This window comes from Ardenticatena maritima (assembly GCF_001306175.1).
Taxonomy (GTDB): domain Bacteria; phylum Chloroflexota; class Anaerolineae; order Ardenticatenales; family Ardenticatenaceae; genus Ardenticatena; species Ardenticatena maritima.
On sequence record NZ_LGKN01000003.1, the window covers coordinates 815744 to 833199 of the forward strand.

General features: G+C 59.8%; 15 protein-coding genes. 11 read left to right on the plus strand and 4 right to left on the minus strand.

The features are described from left to right. Positions 1–37: 37 nt before the first annotated feature. The 3 genes from SE16_RS03560 to SE16_RS03570 all read left to right on the plus strand — a co-directional run bounded on the left by SE16_RS03560 (position 38) and on the right by SE16_RS03570 (position 2453). The gene (locus tag SE16_RS03560) at positions 38–445 is read left to right on the plus strand and encodes a single-stranded DNA-binding protein (protein WP_054492485.1); all 408 of its coding nucleotides are present in this window, start codon (positions 38–40) and stop codon (positions 443–445) included. A gap of 21 nt (positions 446–466) precedes the next feature. After that, positions 467–1396: a protein translocase subunit SecF gene (gene secF, locus SE16_RS03565; RefSeq protein WP_054492484.1), complete on the plus strand. Its 930-nt coding sequence runs from the start codon at positions 467–469 to the stop codon at positions 1394–1396. Between the two features lie 85 nt (positions 1397–1481). Beyond that, entirely contained in the window at positions 1482–2453 is a 972-nt protein-coding gene (locus SE16_RS03570; protein ID WP_054492483.1) for an MDR/zinc-dependent alcohol dehydrogenase-like family protein, read from the plus strand. Positions 2454–2537: 84 nt separating this feature from the next. Here SE16_RS03570 and SE16_RS03575 read toward each other — a convergent pair whose 3' ends face one another. Beyond that, on the minus strand, positions 2538–3023 hold the full coding sequence (locus tag SE16_RS03575) for a GNAT family N-acetyltransferase (RefSeq protein WP_200907216.1): 486 nt from the start codon (positions 3021–3023) through the stop codon (positions 2538–2540). Positions 3024–3584: 561 nt separating this feature from the next. Between SE16_RS03575 and SE16_RS03580 the strand changes: the two genes are divergently transcribed. The 6 genes from SE16_RS03580 to SE16_RS03605 all read left to right on the plus strand — a co-directional run bounded on the left by SE16_RS03580 (position 3585) and on the right by SE16_RS03605 (position 10653). After that, the gene (locus SE16_RS03580; RefSeq protein WP_054492482.1) at positions 3585–6140 is read left to right on the plus strand and encodes a Lon protease family protein; all 2556 of its coding nucleotides are present in this window, start codon (positions 3585–3587) and stop codon (positions 6138–6140) included. Continuing rightward, a complete protein-coding gene (locus SE16_RS03585; RefSeq protein WP_054492481.1) occupies positions 6137–7330 on the plus strand; it encodes an acyl-CoA dehydrogenase family protein in 1194 nt (397 codons plus the stop codon). Before SE16_RS03580 ends, SE16_RS03585 begins: the two co-directional genes overlap by 4 nt. Before the next feature lie 69 nt (positions 7331–7399). Further along, positions 7400–8341 (plus strand): AAA family ATPase, encoded by a 942-nt coding sequence (locus SE16_RS03590; protein WP_054492480.1) that lies wholly within the window; start codon positions 7400–7402, stop codon positions 8339–8341. Then, a complete protein-coding gene (locus SE16_RS03595; protein ID WP_054492479.1) occupies positions 8338–9549 on the plus strand; it encodes a vWA domain-containing protein in 1212 nt (403 codons plus the stop codon). Before SE16_RS03590 ends, SE16_RS03595 begins: the two co-directional genes overlap by 4 nt. After that, the gene (locus SE16_RS03600; protein WP_054492478.1) at positions 9542–9871 is read left to right on the plus strand and encodes an XdhC family protein; all 330 of its coding nucleotides are present in this window, start codon (positions 9542–9544) and stop codon (positions 9869–9871) included. The genes SE16_RS03595 and SE16_RS03600 overlap by 8 nt, the downstream gene beginning before the upstream one ends. Beyond that, entirely contained in the window at positions 9868–10653 is a 786-nt protein-coding gene (locus SE16_RS03605; protein ID WP_054492477.1) for an XdhC family protein, read from the plus strand. The genes SE16_RS03600 and SE16_RS03605 overlap by 4 nt, the downstream gene beginning before the upstream one ends. 39 nt (positions 10654–10692) lie before the next feature. Here the strand turns inward: SE16_RS03605 and trmD are convergent, their stop codons facing one another. The 3 genes from trmD to ftsY form a co-directional block, all read right to left on the minus strand. Then, complete coding sequence (gene trmD, locus SE16_RS03610) at positions 10693–11475, minus strand: tRNA (guanosine(37)-N1)-methyltransferase TrmD (protein WP_054492476.1); 783 nt, start codon at positions 11473–11475, stop codon at positions 10693–10695. 75 nt (positions 11476–11550) lie between these two features. Next, a protein-coding gene (gene prfB, locus SE16_RS03615) for a peptide chain release factor 2 (protein ID WP_369688603.1) occupies positions 11551–12646 on the minus strand; the annotation gives its coding sequence in 2 pieces (ribosomal slippage) (positions 11551–12588 and positions 12590–12646; 1095 coding nt in all). A 22-nt stretch (positions 12647–12668) separates the two neighbouring features. After that, positions 12669–13598, minus strand: coding sequence for a signal recognition particle-docking protein FtsY (ftsY, locus tag SE16_RS03620; protein WP_200907215.1), 930 nt, complete (start codon positions 13596–13598; stop codon positions 12669–12671). 167 nt (positions 13599–13765) lie between these two features. On the opposite strand from ftsY, the gene SE16_RS03625 reads away from it, so the two are divergent. Beyond that, positions 13766–15046, plus strand: coding sequence for an ATP-grasp domain-containing protein (locus tag SE16_RS03625; protein WP_200907214.1), 1281 nt, complete (start codon positions 13766–13768; stop codon positions 15044–15046). A gap of 474 nt (positions 15047–15520) precedes the next feature. Next, a complete protein-coding gene (locus SE16_RS03630) occupies positions 15521–17449 on the plus strand; it encodes a MoaD/ThiS family protein (protein WP_054492474.1) in 1929 nt (642 codons plus the stop codon). The last annotated feature ends 7 nt before the right edge of the window (positions 17450–17456 follow it).

Consider the following 17456-nt stretch of genomic DNA (forward strand, 5'->3'; position numbering starts at 1 on the left):
CGGATGAACACGAACGCAATGGAAGGAGTTTTCAGGTATGGCTCGCGGATTGAACAAAGTTATGATTATCGGTAATGTCGGGCGTGAACCTGAATTGCGCTACACCCCCAACGGAACCCCGGTGGTCAATTTCAGTGTGGCCGTCGGCCGCCAGTGGACCACGCCCGATGGGGAACGCCATCACGCGACCGAATGGTTCAACGTGGTGGCCTGGCGCGAACTGGCTGAAATCTGCGCCCGTCTGCTCAGCAAGGGCAAGCGCGTGTACATTGAAGGAAGTCTGCAAACACGCAGTTGGGAAGATTCACAAGGGCAACGCCAGTATCGCATCGAACTGGTTGCCGACCAAATGATTCTGCTCGACCGCCCTGCAACGAACGACACCGACGAAGAAGACGAAGACGAAACCGACACTTACTCGCCCGCAGAAGGCGAAACTGTCTAAAACGGCAAAGGAGCGATACCCGTGTGGGACATTATCGGTAAACGCAAATTTTTCTTCACATTTTCGGCCATCGTGTTGGGACTGGGCATCCTCGCCATGCTCGTCTGGGGGGTGCGCCTGGCGATTGACTTCACCGGCGGTACACTCCTGGAAGTCGAGTTCACGAACTTGCAAACCGAAATCCAGCCCGCTGACGTGGTGAGCATGCTTGAAGAGATGGGCTACAAAGGCGCGATTGTGCAAACTGTCGGCGAAAGCGGTTTGCTGCTGCGCCTTCCGCCCCTGCAACCCGAAGAGCGCCGCCCCATTCTGGACGCCTTGCAAGAAAAGTATGGGCCGCTTGTTGAACAGCGGTTTGAATCGGTGGGGCCCGCCGTCGGGACGGAGGTGACGCAACGCGCCATCCTCGCCGTCGCAATGGCTTCGGTGGGGATCTTGCTCTATCTGGCGTTTGCGTTCCGCAACGTGCCCAACCCCTTCCGCTACGGCGCGACGGCTATCGTGGCGCTCGTACACGACGCGCTGGTGGTGATTGGGACCGCCGCCATCATGGGCAAGTTCTTCGGCTGGGAAGTGGACGCGCTCTTCTTGACGGCGGTGCTCACGGTGATTGGTTTCTCGGTGCACGATACCATCGTCGTGTTCGACCGCGTGCGCGAAAACCGCCTCAAATACCGGCTCGCGCCGTTTGAAGAGGTCGTCAACCACAGCGTCATCCAGACGCTTGACCGCTCGATCAACACGCAGTTGACGGCGCTCTTCACACTGACCGCCATTCTCCTGTTCGGCGGCGTCACAATCCGCCAATTCATTTTCTGGCTCATTGTTGGCTTTGTCAGCGGGACGTACAGTTCGATTTGCATCGCCGCGCCTCTGCTGGTCGCTTGGGAGAAAGGCGAATTGAAACGACTCATCCCTGGGCGCGCCAACGGGAAAGCCGCCGCGGCTTGACGATCAACGCAATCGCACAGCCCACACAAGCGCCTGGATAGTTTCCAGGCGCTTTGCGTCTCAATCAATCCAAGGAGCAAGCCCGATGAAAGCCATTTTTCTGGAAAACGGCACCGTCAGCGTGCGCGACATGCCCATGCCCGAACGCCCGCCCCATCACGCGCTCTTGCGCATGCGCCTGGCCGGCATCTGCGATACCGACCTGCAATTGCAACGCGGCTACTATGGCTTTGAGGGCGTGCCGGGGCATGAATTCGTCGCCGAGGTGGTAGAAGCCCCCGATGAAGCGCTTATCGGGGCGCGTGTTGTCGGCGAAATCAATCTAGGGTGCGGCGCATGCGATTGGTGCCGCCGCGGCATGCAACGCCACTGCCCCAACCGCACCGTGCTGGGCATTGTCAACCATCCAGGGGCGCATGCCGAATACCTGACCTTGCCCGTGGAAAACCTGCACCGCGTGCCCGACAGCATGCCCGACGACGTGGCCGTGTTCACCGAACCCGTTGCCGCCGCCTGCGAAATTCTTGAACAGGTGCACGTTGCGCCCACGTGGAACATTGCCATCGTCGGCGACGGCAAACTGGGGCTCCTGATTGCGCAGGTGTTGCGACTCACGGGGGCAAATGTGCACCTTCTGGGGCATCACGCCCACAAACTCGCGCTCCTCGAGGGCACAGGGGTTCAGACACACCTGGTGCATGAGGGAGAAGACCTGCCACTGCCGCGCCACTGGGCTGACATGGTGGTCGAAGTCACAGGCAACCCGTCGGGGTTCGCCACAGCGAGGGCGCTGGTACGTCCGCGCGGGGTCTTTGTGCTCAAAAGCACCTTCAAAGAGCGGCTTGACCTCTGGCTTGCCGACATTGTGGTTGATGAAATCACGATCGTGGGGTCACGGTGCGGACCGTTTGACACGGCGTTGCGCCTGCTGGGGGAAGGCCTGGTGAATGTGCGCCCACTCATCGAAGCCACCTACCCACTGGACGCAGGCGTCCGGGCTTACGAACACGCCGCCACACGGGGAGCACGCAAAATTTTACTGAGACCTTCGGGGTGAGTAGCTGGGGAAAATTTCTATTGAAGGCGTCCACGGCACAGCGACGTCTTCTCCATAAGAAACGCAATAACATGTGCTACTCAGCTACATCATTCGCTCAAGGACAACAAACCGTTCGCCATCATCTTCTCTGCGAAAGACGTGCTTCACTTCAAACCCCGCTTTCTCACATACTCTCAACGCTCGCGTATTAAACGCGGCTACCGTAACACGCATGGCACTCGGCGAAAATGTTCGCCTGCCAAAATCAATGACTGCCTTTACATAGGAGAGACCATTCCCCTTCCCTGTCAGATCTGGACGTAAGCCCATCCCAACATCAAGAGCGTCAGAGCGATAATCCCCACCTTTTACCCGCGCCTCTGGTCCAAAGCAACAGTACGCAACAACATTCCCTTGCTCATCAGTCATGCTGTAATAGGCATTCTTCGGATCGAGGAAAATTTTGAGATCTTCACTCACATCATCGGAGTCTGGGTTGTAAATATCGTAGGGGGCTTCGTAGCGCCAACTGAGCACAAAACGTGCGTTTTCTTCATTCATTGGCTGAAATAGGAGAATCATAGACATGTGCATCAAGCCTTTTCTTGGTATCGAGGAAGAGAATACGCAAAGATGACAGAGCAAGCAACGTTCTCATCAGCACAACATCCCCGCCCAAATCTGGCGAGTGGATTCCTTCCGCTTCTCCATATCAGGTGCCAATTGCTCGTTCCTTCGGTGTGCCGTACAAAAGCCGAGGAAACATCGCCAAAGGGCTCATGCCACATACACAAACCCACCTACCGCTTGCGCACACGCCGCACAGGGGTTGGCACACGCACGGGGGTTGGTTTTGGGGAAGGCGTCAACGCTTGCTCGATCAACTTGCGCAGTTTTTCCAGCCATTGCTGAATATTCATGGCATGCTCCTCTCCCGCACAAAGGCGCAACATGAATGACACGGTCTGCCTTCTATTGTAGCCCATCCATCGCAAAACACAATGGGCATTCTGGACTATTTCCGCCCGCCGCTCATGCGACAAAGCGCCATTCGCACACGCGCATAACCCATTTTGCCACACCCTACAACCCACAGTATCATGAACACATTCACACGCCCCAAACAACCAACATCAAATGGAGCCAGCCATGGAGACGCCCAACATCTCACGATATCGGCTCTCACCCGACCGTTTACGCACGCCCTGCACGCCCGCAAACTTTGCCTTCTCAACAACCGATGACATCCCCCCCATCCGCGAATTCATCGGGCAACAACGCGCCATCCGCGCTGTTGAATTTGGCCTGGGTATTCAACGCCCCGGCTTCAACATCTACGTCATGGGTCCTGAAGGGAGCGGCAAAGAAAGCCTGGTGCGCCAATTCCTCGCCCAATGTGCTCAGAACGCCCCCACGCCCGACGATTGGGCCTACGTGCACAACTTCCACGCTCCCGACCACCCGCGCGCCCTGCGCTTCCCCGCCGGAAGCGCCACGCGCTTCGCCAACGACATGCGCCGCCTGCTCGACGAAGCCTTGCCCGCCCTCGTCGCCGCCTTTGAAAGCCCCGAATATCGCCAACTGCGCAAACGCCTGGAACGCGAAGTGGACGCCCCACGGCGTCGCGCTTTTCAGGACCTGCAACAAGCCGCCAATGCGCAAGGATTGGCGATTGTGGAAGGCGATGAAACGCTGGAAATCGTCCCCATCCACGAAGGGGACGTGATGAGCCCCGAACAGTACCGCCAACTTCCGCCACAGGAGCAAGAACGCTTGCGCCAGGCGCAAGCCGACATCGAAGCCCAACTTGAAGAACTGCTTGTGCAAATTCCAGCCTGGCAACGCACATTCCGCCAACAGGAACGCGCCCTCATGCGCCAGGTTGCCGAAGTCACCCTCACCCCCTTGTTCGACGACCTGCGCGAGGCATACGCCGACCTGCCCGACGTGCTCGACTATCTGGACACCGTCAAACGCGATATGCTCGAGCACATCCCCACCCTGCTGAACATCGGCGCACGCGACCCATTCACCACCGAAGGCGCTGAGGCGCTCCAAACACAACTCTTCCTGCGTCGCTATGCCGTCAATGTGCTGGTGGACAACAGCCAACAACAGGGCGCCCCCATCGTCACGCTCATGTTCCCATCCTACTTCCAACTGGTTGGGCGCATTGACCAAATCATGCAGAACGGCTCCATCATCAGCGATTTCACCATGATTCACGCCGGCGCATTGCACAAAGCCAACGGGGGCTACCTGCTCATCGAAGCCGACGACCTCTTCCACGAACCCTACGCATGGGACGCCCTCAAACGCGCTTTGCGGCATGGGCATATCCACATCGAAACGCCCGACGCCATGCTGGACCGAAACGCCGCCAAAACGCTCGAACCCGACCCCATCCCGCTCAACACCAAAGTCATCTTGCTGGGCGAACGCGGGTTGTACTACTTCCTGCGCGACATAGACGATGATTTTGGCGAACTCTTCAAAGTCGTCGCCGATTTTGAAAACGATATGCCGCGCACGCCGGAAATGGAACAACAGTACGCCAAACTCATCGCCACCCTGGTGCAGAAAAACGGCCTGCGCCCCGCCACCCGCGCCGCCGTGCTGCGGCTCATCGAAACCAGCGCACGCTGGGCGGGCGACGCCCAACGCCTCTCCGCCCAACTGCGCGACGTCGAAGACGTGTTGCAAGAAGCCGACTACCACGCCGCGCAAGAAAACGCGCGCCACATTCACACACGCCACATTCAGCGCGCCCTTGCCGCACGTGAAGAACGGCTCGCCCGCTACCGCGACGCCGTCTGGCGCGACATCCTGGACGGGCTGACCCGCGTCCAGGTGCAGGGCAAAGCGGTGGGGCAACTCAACGGCTTGGCAGTGCGCGAAGTGGGGGGCTACGCTTTCGGGCACCCCTCGCGCATCACCGCCCGCGTCTGGATTGGGCACGGCAATGTGGTGGACATTGATCGTGAAACCAACATGGCGGGTCCTATCCACAACAAAGGCTTGCTCACCATCCTGGGCTTGCTCAACGGGCGCTACGCCAACGAAATTCCACTTGCGTTCAGCGCCAGCCTCACCTTCGAGCAATCGTATGACGGCATCGAGGGCGATTCGGCGTCTGTGGCGGAACTCTGCACCCTGCTCTCCGCCATCACCAATGTTCCCGCCAAACAGTCGCTCGCCGTCACAGGCTCCATTGACCAATTCGGCGTCATCCAGCCGATTGGCGCTGTCAATGAAAAAATCGAAGGCTTTTTCGCCATCTGCAACGCGCTCGGATTGACCGGCGACCAAGGCGTCATTATCCCCAGCGCCAATGTGCGCCATCTCATGCTCAGCGACGAGGTTGTGCAGGCAGTTGAAGCAGGGCGCTTCCACATCTACGCGGTCGAAACGCTGGAAGACGTGATCGAACTGCTCTTCGACATGCCCGCCGGCACACCCGATGAACACGGCGCATACCCCGAAGGCACGTTCAACGCGCTGTTGGTCGAGAAACTGACCGAATTTGCCCGCAAACGCGCCACGTATGACAAGCGCTTCCACCGTGAGGACGAAGAGGAAGAGGAGAAGAAAGAAGAATGGGGCGCTCACCCCGCCGAAGAAGACGACGAGCAAAGTGACACCCCCAAAGGCGCGCCCGAGAGCGACAAAGACGAAAACGACCCCCAAGAGGAGGCAACCGCATGAACCTGCAAGAAATGCTCGCCACCATTCACGATTTTGTTGAACGCGAGTTGATTCCGCTGGAAAGCCGCTTCCTGCACGAAGGGTTTCGCGCCATCCTGCCGGAATTGCAAGCCAAACGGCGCGAAGTGCAGGAAATGGGCTTGTGGGCGCCGCATCTCCCCCGCGAATATGGGGGGCTGGGGCTTTCACTGCCTGAATTTGCACGCATCAGCGAGGAATTGGGACGCACACCGCTGGGGCATTACGTCTTCAACTGCCAAGCGCCCGACATCGGCAACATGGAACTGCTTTTGCTCCACGGGACCGACGAACAAAAAGAACGCTGGCTTTGGCCGCTCATTCGGGGGGAAATCCGCAGTTGTTTCGCCATGACCGAACCCAATTGCCCCGGTTCAAACCCCGTCTGGCTGGAAACGCTCGCCACGCGCGACGGGGACGAGTACGTCATCAACGGGCACAAATGGTTTGCCAGCAGTGCCGACGGCGCGGCATTCGCCATCGTCATGGCTATCACCAACCCCGATGAAGAAAACCCCTACCGCCGCGCCAGCCAAATCATCGTGCCCACCGACACACCAGGCTTTACGCTGGTGCGCAACATCCCCGTCATGGGTGAAGCCGGCGAAGACTACATGAGCCACGGCGAAATCCGCCTGGAAAACGTGCGCGTCCCCGTACAGAACCGGCTTGGTCCCGAAGGCGAGGGCTTCCGCCTCGCACAGGAACGCCTTGGTCCAGGGCGCATTCACCACTGCATGCGCTGGATTGGCATCTGCGAACGCGCTTTCGACCTCATGTGCCGCCGTGCCGTTCAGCGCCGCATCTCACACGACGCAACGCTCGCCGACAAGCAAACCGTGCAAGAATGGATTGCCGAAAGCCGCGCCGAGATTGACGCCGCACGCATGCTCGTGCTGGACGCCGCCGAGCAAGTCGAAGCGCATGGCTCGCACGGGGCGCGTGTCGCCATCTCAACCATCAAATTCTACGTGGCGGGCGTGTTGCAACGCGTGCTCGACCGCGCCATTCAAGTGCATGGGGCGCTGGGGATGACCGACGACACCCCGCTGGCGTTCTGGTATCGCCATGAACGCGCCGCACGCATCTACGACGGACCGGACGAAGTGCATAAACGTGTAGTGGCGCGCGCCATTCTCAAACACTACCGCCCCCCCCAGAAAAGCAGTTGATTTTTGGGAGAAACCCATTCTCGCAGGTATACTTTTCAGCATGAAAGCCGACATGTGAGAGAGAGCCCTATGCCTGCACGCGATTTCAAAAGTATTGATGAATTGCAAAACGCCCTGTTGGAGCACCGCTACGTTGCCGACCGCGCCCTCGCCACGGTGCTCTTCCTGACACTGCGTCTGCGCAAGCCGCTTCTGCTGGAAGGCGAGGCGGGCGTCGGCAAGACGCAGATTGCCAAAACACTCGCCGACCTGCTCGAACGCCCGCTCATCCGCCTGCAATGCTACGAAGGGCTGGACGTCAACAGCACCATTTACGAATGGAATTACACGCGCCAACTGCTTCACATTCGCGCGCTGGAAGCCACGGGGCAAACCGACGCCGCCGCCATCGAACACGACATTTTCAGCGAAGCCTACCTGATCAAACGCCCGCTCCTGCAAGCCCTGGAACTGAGCCACGACGGCGGCGCGCCCGTGCTCCTCATTGACGAACTCGACCGCGCCGACGAAGAATTTGAAGCCTTCTTGCTGGAACTGCTGAGCGACTTCCAAATCACCATTCCCGAAATCGGTACGATTCGCGCCGAAGAGCCCCCCATCGTGGTCATCACATCGAACCGCACGCGCGAAATTCACGACGCGCTCAAACGGCGCTGTATCTACCACTGGATTGATTACCCATCACCGCAAAAAGAGTATGACATCGTGCGGCTGAAAGTGCCCGACGCCCCCATCGTCCTGGCGCAGCAAGTGGTGCAATTCGCCCAGCAACTGCGCCAACTCGACCTCTACAAGTTGCCGGGCGTCGCCGAAACGCTGGATTGGGTGCGCGCGCTTGTCGAACTGGACGCCCAGCAACTCGATTTGCCGGTGGTGGAAGAAACGTTGGGGCTGCTGCTCAAATACCAGGACGACATCGAACTGGTGAAACGCGGTCCGCTGGCGGAACTGGTGGAGCGCATTCAGGCGCAAAGTGGCGCGAACAAAACCGTCACGGAGCAGGAAGCATGAAACGCCCACCCACTACCCCCAACGCACCGCGCGGCTATTTGCTCGGTCATCTCTTGCGCTTTGCGCGCCTTCTGCGCCGCATGGGGGTGGGCGTCAGTCTCAGCCAAGTGCTCGACCTTGTGGAAGCGCTCAAACATGTGCCCATCACCAACCGCCGCGATTTTTACTACACCGCGCGCGCCCTGCTCATCACGCGCCGCGAGGATATGCCCATTTTCGACGAAGCCTTTGCGCTCTTTTGGCGCATGGCGGCTTCCGAAACACCCACCACATCGGGAACGACGCGGCTCAAACGCCTGCGCTTGCCCGCCGAACCCCCTGCGGGCGATGAGCAAGAAAGCGATGAGGGCGAAGAGGTGATTCGCATCGAACGCCGTTTCACATACAGCCCCACCGAACGCCTGCGGCAGAAAGATTTTGAAGAAATGACGTGGGAGGAAATTCAGGAAGCCAAGCGCGCCATTGCCGCCATGTCCTGGAAATTGGGCATGCGGCGCACACGGCGCTACCAGCCCGCCCGCAAAGGCGTTCCATCACTGCGCCGCCTGCTGCGCGACAATCTCACCTTTGGCGGCGAACCCGTGCGGCTGGCGTATCGCCAACGCCGCGAAGAACCGCGCCCGCTGGTCATCCTCTGCGACATTAGCGGCTCGATGGAACGCTATTCGCGCATGTTGCTGCACTTTGCCCATGCGCTCACGCACGGCTTGAAAGAGGTTGAAACCGAGGTGTTTGTCTTCGGTACACGACTGACGCGCATCACCCACCACCTGCGCCACCGCGACGTTGATGAATCGCTCGACGCCGTCGGCAAAGCGGTGGAAGATTGGGCGGGCGGCACACGCATCGGCGACGCTATCAAAACGTTCAACTACGAATGGGCGCGCCGTGTGCTGGGGCGCGGCGCTGTGGTGCTCATCATCAGCGACGGGTGGGACCGGGGCGACGTGAGCATGCTGGCGCACGAAATGGCGCGTTTACAGCGCACCGCCCACCGCGTGATTTGGCTCAACCCCCTGTTGGGAATGGAAAACTACGAACCCATCCAACGCGGCATGGCGGCTGCGTTGCCCTACGTGGACGACTTTTTGCCTGTGCACAACCTCGCCAGCCTTGAACAACTGGCAGACCTGCTCGCCTCGGTCGGCGAGACCCGCCCCGTCAGGCGGCAACAGGTGAAGCGCACAAAGGAGGGGTCCCATGCGTGAAATCCTGGACGCGATTCAACGCTGGCGTGCCGAGGGGAAGAAAATCGCCGTCGCCACCGTTGTCAAAGCCGAAGGCTCAGCCCCGCGGCGCGAAGGCGCACGGCTGGCTGTCTCCGAAACGGGCGAATTGGTGGGCAGTGTCAGCGGCGGCTGTGTGGAAGGCGATGTCCTCACCAACGCGCTCGACGTCATCAAAACGGGGCAACCCCGCCTGCTCCGCTACGCCATCACCGACGACATGGTGTGGGATGTGGGGCTTGCCTGCGGCGGCGCGATTGAGGTGTGGGTGGAACCGTTGTCGGACGAAGGAGAAGCCTCATGAGCATTCAACGCCTGCTTGAAAACGCCGTCGCCGAAGGGCGCACGGTGGTGCACACCTTGCGGCTGGATGAGGGGCGCCCCGGTGCGCGAATGCTCGTCTGGCCGAACGGAGAACGCACGGGCACGCTCGGTTCCGCCACACTTGATGAAGCCGTCGCGCGTGATGCGCTCGCCCTGCTCGCCGCCAATCGCCGCGAAACACGCGACTACCCCGAAGCCGACGCGCGTGTTTTCATCGAACCCTTCTTGCCGCCGCCCCATCTGGTCATCTTTGGCGGCGTTCACATTGCCATCCCGCTGACGACGTTCGCCAAAACGCTGGGCTATCGCGTCACGATTGTTGACCCACGCACCAAATTCGCCAACCGCGAGCGTTTCCCCCATGCCGACGCCATCATCCCCCTCTGGCCTGACAAAGCCGTCGAGCAACTGAATATCACACCAAGCACAGCGTTCGTCATCCTGACGCACGACCCCAAAATTGACGAACCAGCCCTCAAAAGCGTAGTGGGCAAAGGGGCGGGCTACGTCGGCGCGATTGGGAGCCGCAAAACGCACGCCGAACGCTTTCAGCGCATGGCGCAACATGGGCTTTCGGTGGACGACCTGCGCGAAGTGTACGCCCCCATCGGGCTGGATTTGAACGCGGAAACGCCGGAGGAAATTGCACTCGCCATCATGGCGGAAGTGGTGGCTGTCATGCGTGGGGGGCGTGGCGGTTTCTTGCGTGAACGGTTCTGGGAAACCATGGGCGACGCCATCCTCGGCAATACGCCCACCTGAGCGCGAACAGCCCAAACGCCCCACGGGACATGTGGGGCGTTATTGTTCGGCAAGCACCGTTTCCAGGCGCTCTTTGAGCAACGCCAACAAACGGCGGTCGTCGTCGGTCAGTGTCTCAGGCGTCAGCAACTCCGGGCGGCGCACCAACGTGCGCAACAACGCCTCCTGGCGTCGCCATTCGGCCACCCGCGCATGGTGCCCGCTCGTCAGCACGTCGGGGATACCCCATCCGCGAAACTCTGCGGGGCGCGTGTAGTGCGGATGTTCGAGCAAGCCCATGGCGTAAGAATCCGTTTGCGCGCCCGTGGGGTCGCCCAACGCCCCTGGGAGCAAGCGCGTCACGGCGTCCACTACCACCATGGCGGGCAATTCGCCCCCGCTGAGCACGTAAGGACCAATCGTCAACTCGTCCGTTGCCAGATAGCGCCGCACACGCTCATCAAACCCCTCGTAGCGCCCACAAATCAGCGCCACACGCTCATGCTGCGCCAACTCTTGCGCCACCGCCTGGGTGAAAGGGCGTCCCTGGGGCGTCAGCAAGATGATGGGGCAAGGCGGCGTTTCCAGCGGTGCATCGGCGCGCACTTCGGGCAAGCCCAACACGGCTTCCACAGCGCGGAAAATGGGCTCCGCCTTCATCACCATGCCGCCGCCGCCGCCATAGGGCGTGTCGTCGGTCATCTTGTGCTTGTCGGTGGCGTAGTCGCGGATGTTGTGCAGATGAATCTCCACAAGGCCCGCTTCACGCGCCCGCTTGATAATGCTTTCGTCCAGTGGTCCCCGAAACATTTCCGGGAAGAGCGTAAAAATATCGAACCGCATGGCTCACGCGCTCCATTTTTCAAAAAAACGCGGTCGCCCCTATTCAGTCAGCACCAGGGGCGACCGCGCAAGCCATTACGCCGCGTTGACTTGTTCTTTCAACCACGCCTGAATGAAGGGGTCAAGGTCGCCGTCCAGCACGCCTTGGGCGTTCCCCACTTCAACGCCTGTGCGGTGGTCTTTGACCATCTGGTAGGGGTGCAGGACATACGAGCGAATCTGGTTGCCCCATTCGGCGCTGGTATGTTCCCCTTTGAGTTTGGCTTGTTCTTCTTCGCGCTTCTTGCGTTCCAACTCATAGAGCCGACCACGCAAAACACGCAGCGCCGTCTCTTTGTTTTGGGTCTGCGAACGCTCGTTCTGGCACTGCACCACAATGCCCGTGGGTTTGTGGATAATGCGGACAGCCGTGCTGTTCTTCTGCACGTGTTGACCACCAGCACCGCCCGCCCGGAAGACCTGAATCTCGATATCGTCAGGCTTGATTTCGATTTCGATGTCGTCATCAATCACGGGCATCACTTCCACCAGCGCGAAACTAGTGTGGCGGCGCTTCTGGGCGTCGAACGGTGAGATGCGTACCAGGCGGTGTACGCCGCGCTCGGCTTTGAGGTAGCCATAGGCGTAGGGGCCGCGCACTTCGATCGTCACCGATTTGATGCCGGCGGCTTCCCCTTCGGTCATATCCACAATCTCAACCGAATACCCTTTCGACTCCGCCCAGCGCGTGTACATGCGCAAGAGCATTTCCGCCCAGTCCTGGCTTTCGGTGCCGCCTGCGCCCGCGTGAATCGAAAGCAGGGCATCGCCGCGGTCGTGCGGACCGCTCAGCGCCAACTGGAACTCCTGGCGATCCACTTCCTGCGCCAGCGATTCGATTTCCTGACGCACTTCATCCAAAAGCGATTCATCCTCTTCTGCGAGGACGAGCAACTCCTCAGCGTCGCGGGCGCGGCGCTCCATCTCGCGCCAAAACGTCACCTGGTCGCGCAGCGCCGAAAGGCGGCGCATGGTTTCCTGCGCCGACTGGGGATCGTCCCAAAATTCAGGCTGTGCGGCTTCCTGTTCGAGACGCGTCAACTCCGCTTCTTTGGCTGGAATGTCAAAGACGCTCCAGGATGCCAAAGATGCGGGCCTGCGTCTCTTCAAGGAGTGTGTTCAATTCACTCATCGTCTCTCCTCCTTGCGAGTATTTAGGCCCCATTCTCGCCGAAGAGGGCATCCACAAACTCTTCGGCGTTGAACGGCTGCAAATCTTCCACGGCTTCGCCTGTCCCAATCCACTTGATAGGCAAGCCGTGTTCATAGGCGATGGCAAGCGCCATGCCGCCTTTGGCGGTGCTGTCCAATTTGGTGAGCACAACACCGCTCACGTCGGCAATTTCCTTGAATTTCTGCGCCTGCGAGAGCGCATTTTGCCCGGTGTTCGCATCCAGCACCAGCAAGGTTTCGTGCGGCGCTTTGTGCACTTGCTTGGCGCAAATGTTCTTGATTTTGGCGAGTTCCTGCATCAAGTTGTACTGCGTCTGCAAACGTCCGGCGGTGTCAATAATCACTACGCTGGCATCACGCCGCCCGAATGAGGTGCGGATGGCGTCGAAAACGACGGCGCCGGGGTCGCTTCCCGGTTGGTGGGCGATGACGTCCGCCCCTACACGCTCGCCCCAGATTTTCAACTGGTCAATCGCCGCCGCGCGGAAGGTGTCCGCCGCCGCCAACACCACACGGTCGCCGCGGTCTTTGTGCCACTTCGCCAATTTGCCAATCGTGGTGGTTTTGCCCGAACCGTTGACCCCTACCACCAGCACAACGTTGAGCATGCGCTGGCCCGGCAAGTAGGGTTGCTCGGCTTCCTTCAAAATTTCCACCATGCGTTGGCGAAGCAACTCGCGCACCTGGTCGGTACGCCACAAATTGCGTTCTTCGACTTGTTCCTGCAACCATTCCACAAGGTGCAACGTGGTTTTGACGCCCACGTCGCCCTGAATCAGCAATTCTTCCAGTTCTTCCCAAAAAATGTCGTCAATATCGCCGGCGCCAAACAAGCCGGCAACCTGCCCAAAGACGCTCTGGCGCGTTTTCGCCAGACTTTCCCGAATGCTTTTGGCACGCTTGAAAATCACGCTTTCGCCTCCGTCGTTCCACACAAAAATACGCCGTCAATCGGCGCTGCTGGAGTATAGCACAAAGCCCCACTTCTCGACAAAGCCCCAACGCGATGGGCGGGTTTCGCGCCTGTCGGCGCATCGAATACAATGCAGACAGAAGACCACCAGACGGAGGAAGAATCGTGCCCAGAATTTTGCTTTTGGTGACGCCACACACGTATCGCGCGCAAAGTTTTGCCGCCGCGGCGCGCAAACTCGGCATTGACCTGGTGTATGGCGTGGATTTGCCGCCCCAACTGGCGGAGATGTGGAATGTGCCGCTCGCGCTTGATTTTCGCCACCCTGAGAAGGCGGCTGACGAGATCGCCGCCTTTGCCCAACACACCCCGCTCGACGCTGTGCTGGCGACCGATGATAGCGGGACCCTGGTCGCTGCTTATGCCAACGCCCGCCTGGGCTTGCCCGGCAACGACCCCAAAGCCGCGCTGGCGGCGCGCAACAAGTACGTCATGCGCACGCTGCTCGCGGAAGGGGGAGTGCCTGTGCCGGCGTTTCGCCTGGTTCACGCCGACGATGACCCGACGCGCCTAGCGCAAGAGGTTGCGTATCCGGTGGTGGTCAAGCCCTTGCTGATGTCGGGCAGTCGGGGGGTGATTCGCGCCGACGACCCGGAGGCGTTTGTGGCGGCGTTCAACCGCTTGCGGCGCTTGCTGCCCGCGACGGAGACGCTGCCCGGCGAGCGCAATATCCTGATTGAAACGTATCTGCCCGGTGTGGAAGTCGCGCTAGACGGCTTGCTGATTGACGGCGTGCTGCACATTCTGGCTATCTTCGACAAACCCGACCCACTGGAAGGTCCTTTCTTTGAAGAAACCATTTATGTCACACCTTCGCGGTTGCCAGCTGAAACACAAGCCGCCATCCACACGACGACGCAACAAGCCGTCCGCGCGCTTGGTTTGCGGCATGGTCCCGTGCATGCGGAATTACGCATCAACGACGAGGGCGTTTGGCTCATCGAAGCCGCGGGGCGCACCATCGGGGGGCTCTGTTCCAGCATTCTGCAATTCGGGGTGGACGTCTGTCTGGAAGAGGTTGTCCTGTGCCACGCGGCGGGGCTTCCCCTTCCCCCGCTCGAACAAGCGCCGGGGGCTGCCGGTGTGATGATGATTCCCATCCCGCGCGCGGGCATTCTCCGCGGATACCGCGGCGTGGAAGAAGCCAAAGCCGTCCCGCTGATTGAAGATGTTGTGATAACCGCGCGGCTGCACTACCCGCTGGTTCCCCTTCCCGAAGGGGAGAGTTATCTCGGCTTTATTTTTGCGCGCGGCGAGACGCCGGAAGAGGTCGAAGCCGCGTTGCACCAGGCGCACGCTTGCCTGCATTTCGAGATTGAAGACCCCTTGCCGGTGCTGAATGAACCATTCCTGCCCACCATCTTGAACGATGAAAAAGAGGAATAAGCCTCAAAACCACCAGCGCAACCGCCACTGCGCGCCAAAGCACTTTGAGCGTATACCCCAATTGTTCGGCAACTGAAAGGCACGAACACTGATACATTCTAGAAGTATGAAAACGCAAAATGGACCAGATGGACCATCCCAAACGCCCAAAAGGGGCTTGTCATGCGCCTGGTACTCTGCTATCTTATGCACCGTCAACAAACAGATAAGCCAAACCGTGGGAAACGCCATGCTCGTTTTGCAAAGCATCAACAACATGTGTCTGTGTATCTGTCCGCAGCGGGGGCCTCGACGCCCGCGCGGCTGATGCACGGTACACCACGAGCATTGGCCTGAAACGCGCTCAAGGCCCCCGATACCAACCGGTGCGGGGGCTTTTTTCATACCCTTGGCAGGCAGCGCCCATGCCTCCGCACCATGCGGAGGCGTTTTGTTTGTTGACACGAGCCAACCAACACGTGCGGAGGATTTTGTATGACAACCACACCCTCAACCCTGCCCATTCCCACATGGGAAGAGGTGCTCAAACGCAACAGCATTGAACGCCTGAAGCAGGAAAAATTCCCGCTTGACATTATCAACGAACTGCCCGACATGATCGCCAAGGGCTACGAAGCCGTGCCCGAAGAGGATATCGTCTTGTTGAACTGGTGGGGGCTTACGCACGATAAACCCAAAATCGGGACGTTCATGGTGCGCATCAAGGTCCCCGGTGGGCATCTCACCCCACAGCAACTCCGCGGCGTTGCCAAGGTCGCGGAGCAATACGGGCGCGGCTATGCCGAATTGACCACACGCCAGGGCATTCAACTGCACTGGGTGCGGTTGGATGATTTGCCGGCGGTTCTGGAAGCCATTCAGGCAACCGGTTTGACGACCGTCGGCGGTGAAGGGGATACCGTGCGCAACGTAACCGGCTGCCCGGTGGCGGGTATCAGCCGCGATGAACTGTTCGACGTGCAACCCATCATCAAGGAGGTGGCGCGCTATTTCTACGGCAATCCCGACTACTCGAACTTGCCCCGCAAACACAAATTCACCATCTCGGCGTGCCGCTTCCAGTGCAACGCGCCCGAAATTCACGATATTGCCCTGATCGGCGTCATCAAAGATGGGCGCCCCGGTTTTACGGTGCGCGTCGGCGGGGGGCTTTCCATCCTGCCGCGCATTGCCCGCGACCTGGGGGTTTTTGTCCCCGTGGACAAGACCATTGACGTTTTGCGCGCCATTACCGACGTGTGGCAGGAAAACTTGCGCTACCGCCGTAGCCGCGCCAAAGCCCGCATCAAATTCATGATGGATGATTACGGCCCCGAGGGAGTGCGCCAGATGGTGGAAGAGCGCCTCGGGTATCGGCTGGAAGACGCCGAAGCGCCATCTCCCGAAGGTGAAGAGCATCACCTGGGAATCCACCCCCAAAAGCAAGAAGGCTACAATTACGTGGGCGTCCCCGTCCCCATGGGATGGTTCTACAGCCACCAAATGCAGCGCGTCGCCGATATCGTCGAAGAGGTGGGCGGCGACATTCGTTTCACCCGCCAGCAAAACTTCATCATTGGCTATGTGCCGGAAGAGCGCACGCAATGGCTGGCTGAACAACTCGCCGAGGTGGGATTGCCTGTGACGATCAACCAGGCATACGGCACTTCGATTGCCTGCACCAGCCATCAATTCTGCAACTACTCGGTTTCGGAAACCAAGGAAAAACTGAAAGAAATCCTGGAAGTGTTGGACCAGGAATTTGGCGATGCCATTCGCGGGCTGAAAATCCACCTCGATGGATGCCCCCACGCCTGCGCGCACCACTGGGTGGGCGACATCGGGTTGCAAGGCACCATGGCACGCCAACCCGACGGCTCACTGATTCACGCCTACGACATCACCCTGCGCGGTGGGCTGGGTATCCGTACCGCCATCGGGAAGCCCATCATCCGCCGCCTGCCCGACGCGGAAACCACGCCGGCGGTCGTGCGGCTGGTACGCGCCTGGCTACACGAACGCGAAGCGCGCGGGGGCGATGCTGCTTTCACCTTCTACGAATTCGCCCAAGCCCACACCGATGAAGAGTTGAAGGCTATCGCGCTGGGCGAAATTGAGAGCGCCCCTCCCGCAACCGAAGACGACGAACGCGCCATTCTTGTCCGCGTGCCCGGTCCGCTGCTGCACCTGAGCGGCGGCGCCAACATCATCCGCGCCGAAGGGCGTACCATTCGCGAGGTCTTTGCTCATGTGGGCAAAACCTACCCCGACCTGCGCGAATACGTGGAAGCCAACGGGCAAGGCGAATCACCATTGCTCAACATTTATGTCAACGAAGAAGAAATTGGCTACCTGCAAGGATGGGATACGCCTGTGAAACCGGGCGACCACATCGTCATTTTGCCGGCGCTTGCAGGTGGCTGAGCCACAA

Excerpts from the sequence above, each read along its gene's own strand:
- SE16_RS03595 (WP_054492479.1), top strand. The coding sequence starts at position 8,338 with ATGAAACGCCCACCCACTACCCCCAACGCACCGCGCGGCTATTTGCTC.
- SE16_RS03590 (WP_054492480.1), top strand. The coding sequence starts at position 7,400 with ATGCCTGCACGCGATTTCAAAAGTATTGATGAATTGCAAAACGCCCTG.
- SE16_RS03580 (WP_054492482.1), top strand. The coding sequence starts at position 3,585 with ATGGAGACGCCCAACATCTCACGATATCGGCTCTCACCCGACCGTTTA.
- SE16_RS03570 (WP_054492483.1), top strand. The coding sequence starts at position 1,482 with ATGAAAGCCATTTTTCTGGAAAACGGCACCGTCAGCGTGCGCGACATG.
- SE16_RS03630 (WP_054492474.1), top strand. The coding sequence starts at position 15,521 with ATGACAACCACACCCTCAACCCTGCCCATTCCCACATGGGAAGAGGTG.
- trmD (WP_054492476.1), bottom strand. The coding sequence starts at position 11,475 with ATGCGGTTCGATATTTTTACGCTCTTCCCGGAAATGTTTCGGGGACCA.
- SE16_RS03585 (WP_054492481.1), top strand. The coding sequence starts at position 6,137 with ATGAACCTGCAAGAAATGCTCGCCACCATTCACGATTTTGTTGAACGC.
- SE16_RS03575 (WP_200907216.1), bottom strand. The coding sequence starts at position 3,023 with ATGTCTATGATTCTCCTATTTCAGCCAATGAATGAAGAAAACGCACGT.
- SE16_RS03600 (WP_054492478.1), top strand. The coding sequence starts at position 9,542 with ATGCGTGAAATCCTGGACGCGATTCAACGCTGGCGTGCCGAGGGGAAG.
- SE16_RS03605 (WP_054492477.1), top strand. The coding sequence starts at position 9,868 with ATGAGCATTCAACGCCTGCTTGAAAACGCCGTCGCCGAAGGGCGCACG.
- SE16_RS03560 (WP_054492485.1), top strand. The coding sequence starts at position 38 with ATGGCTCGCGGATTGAACAAAGTTATGATTATCGGTAATGTCGGGCGT.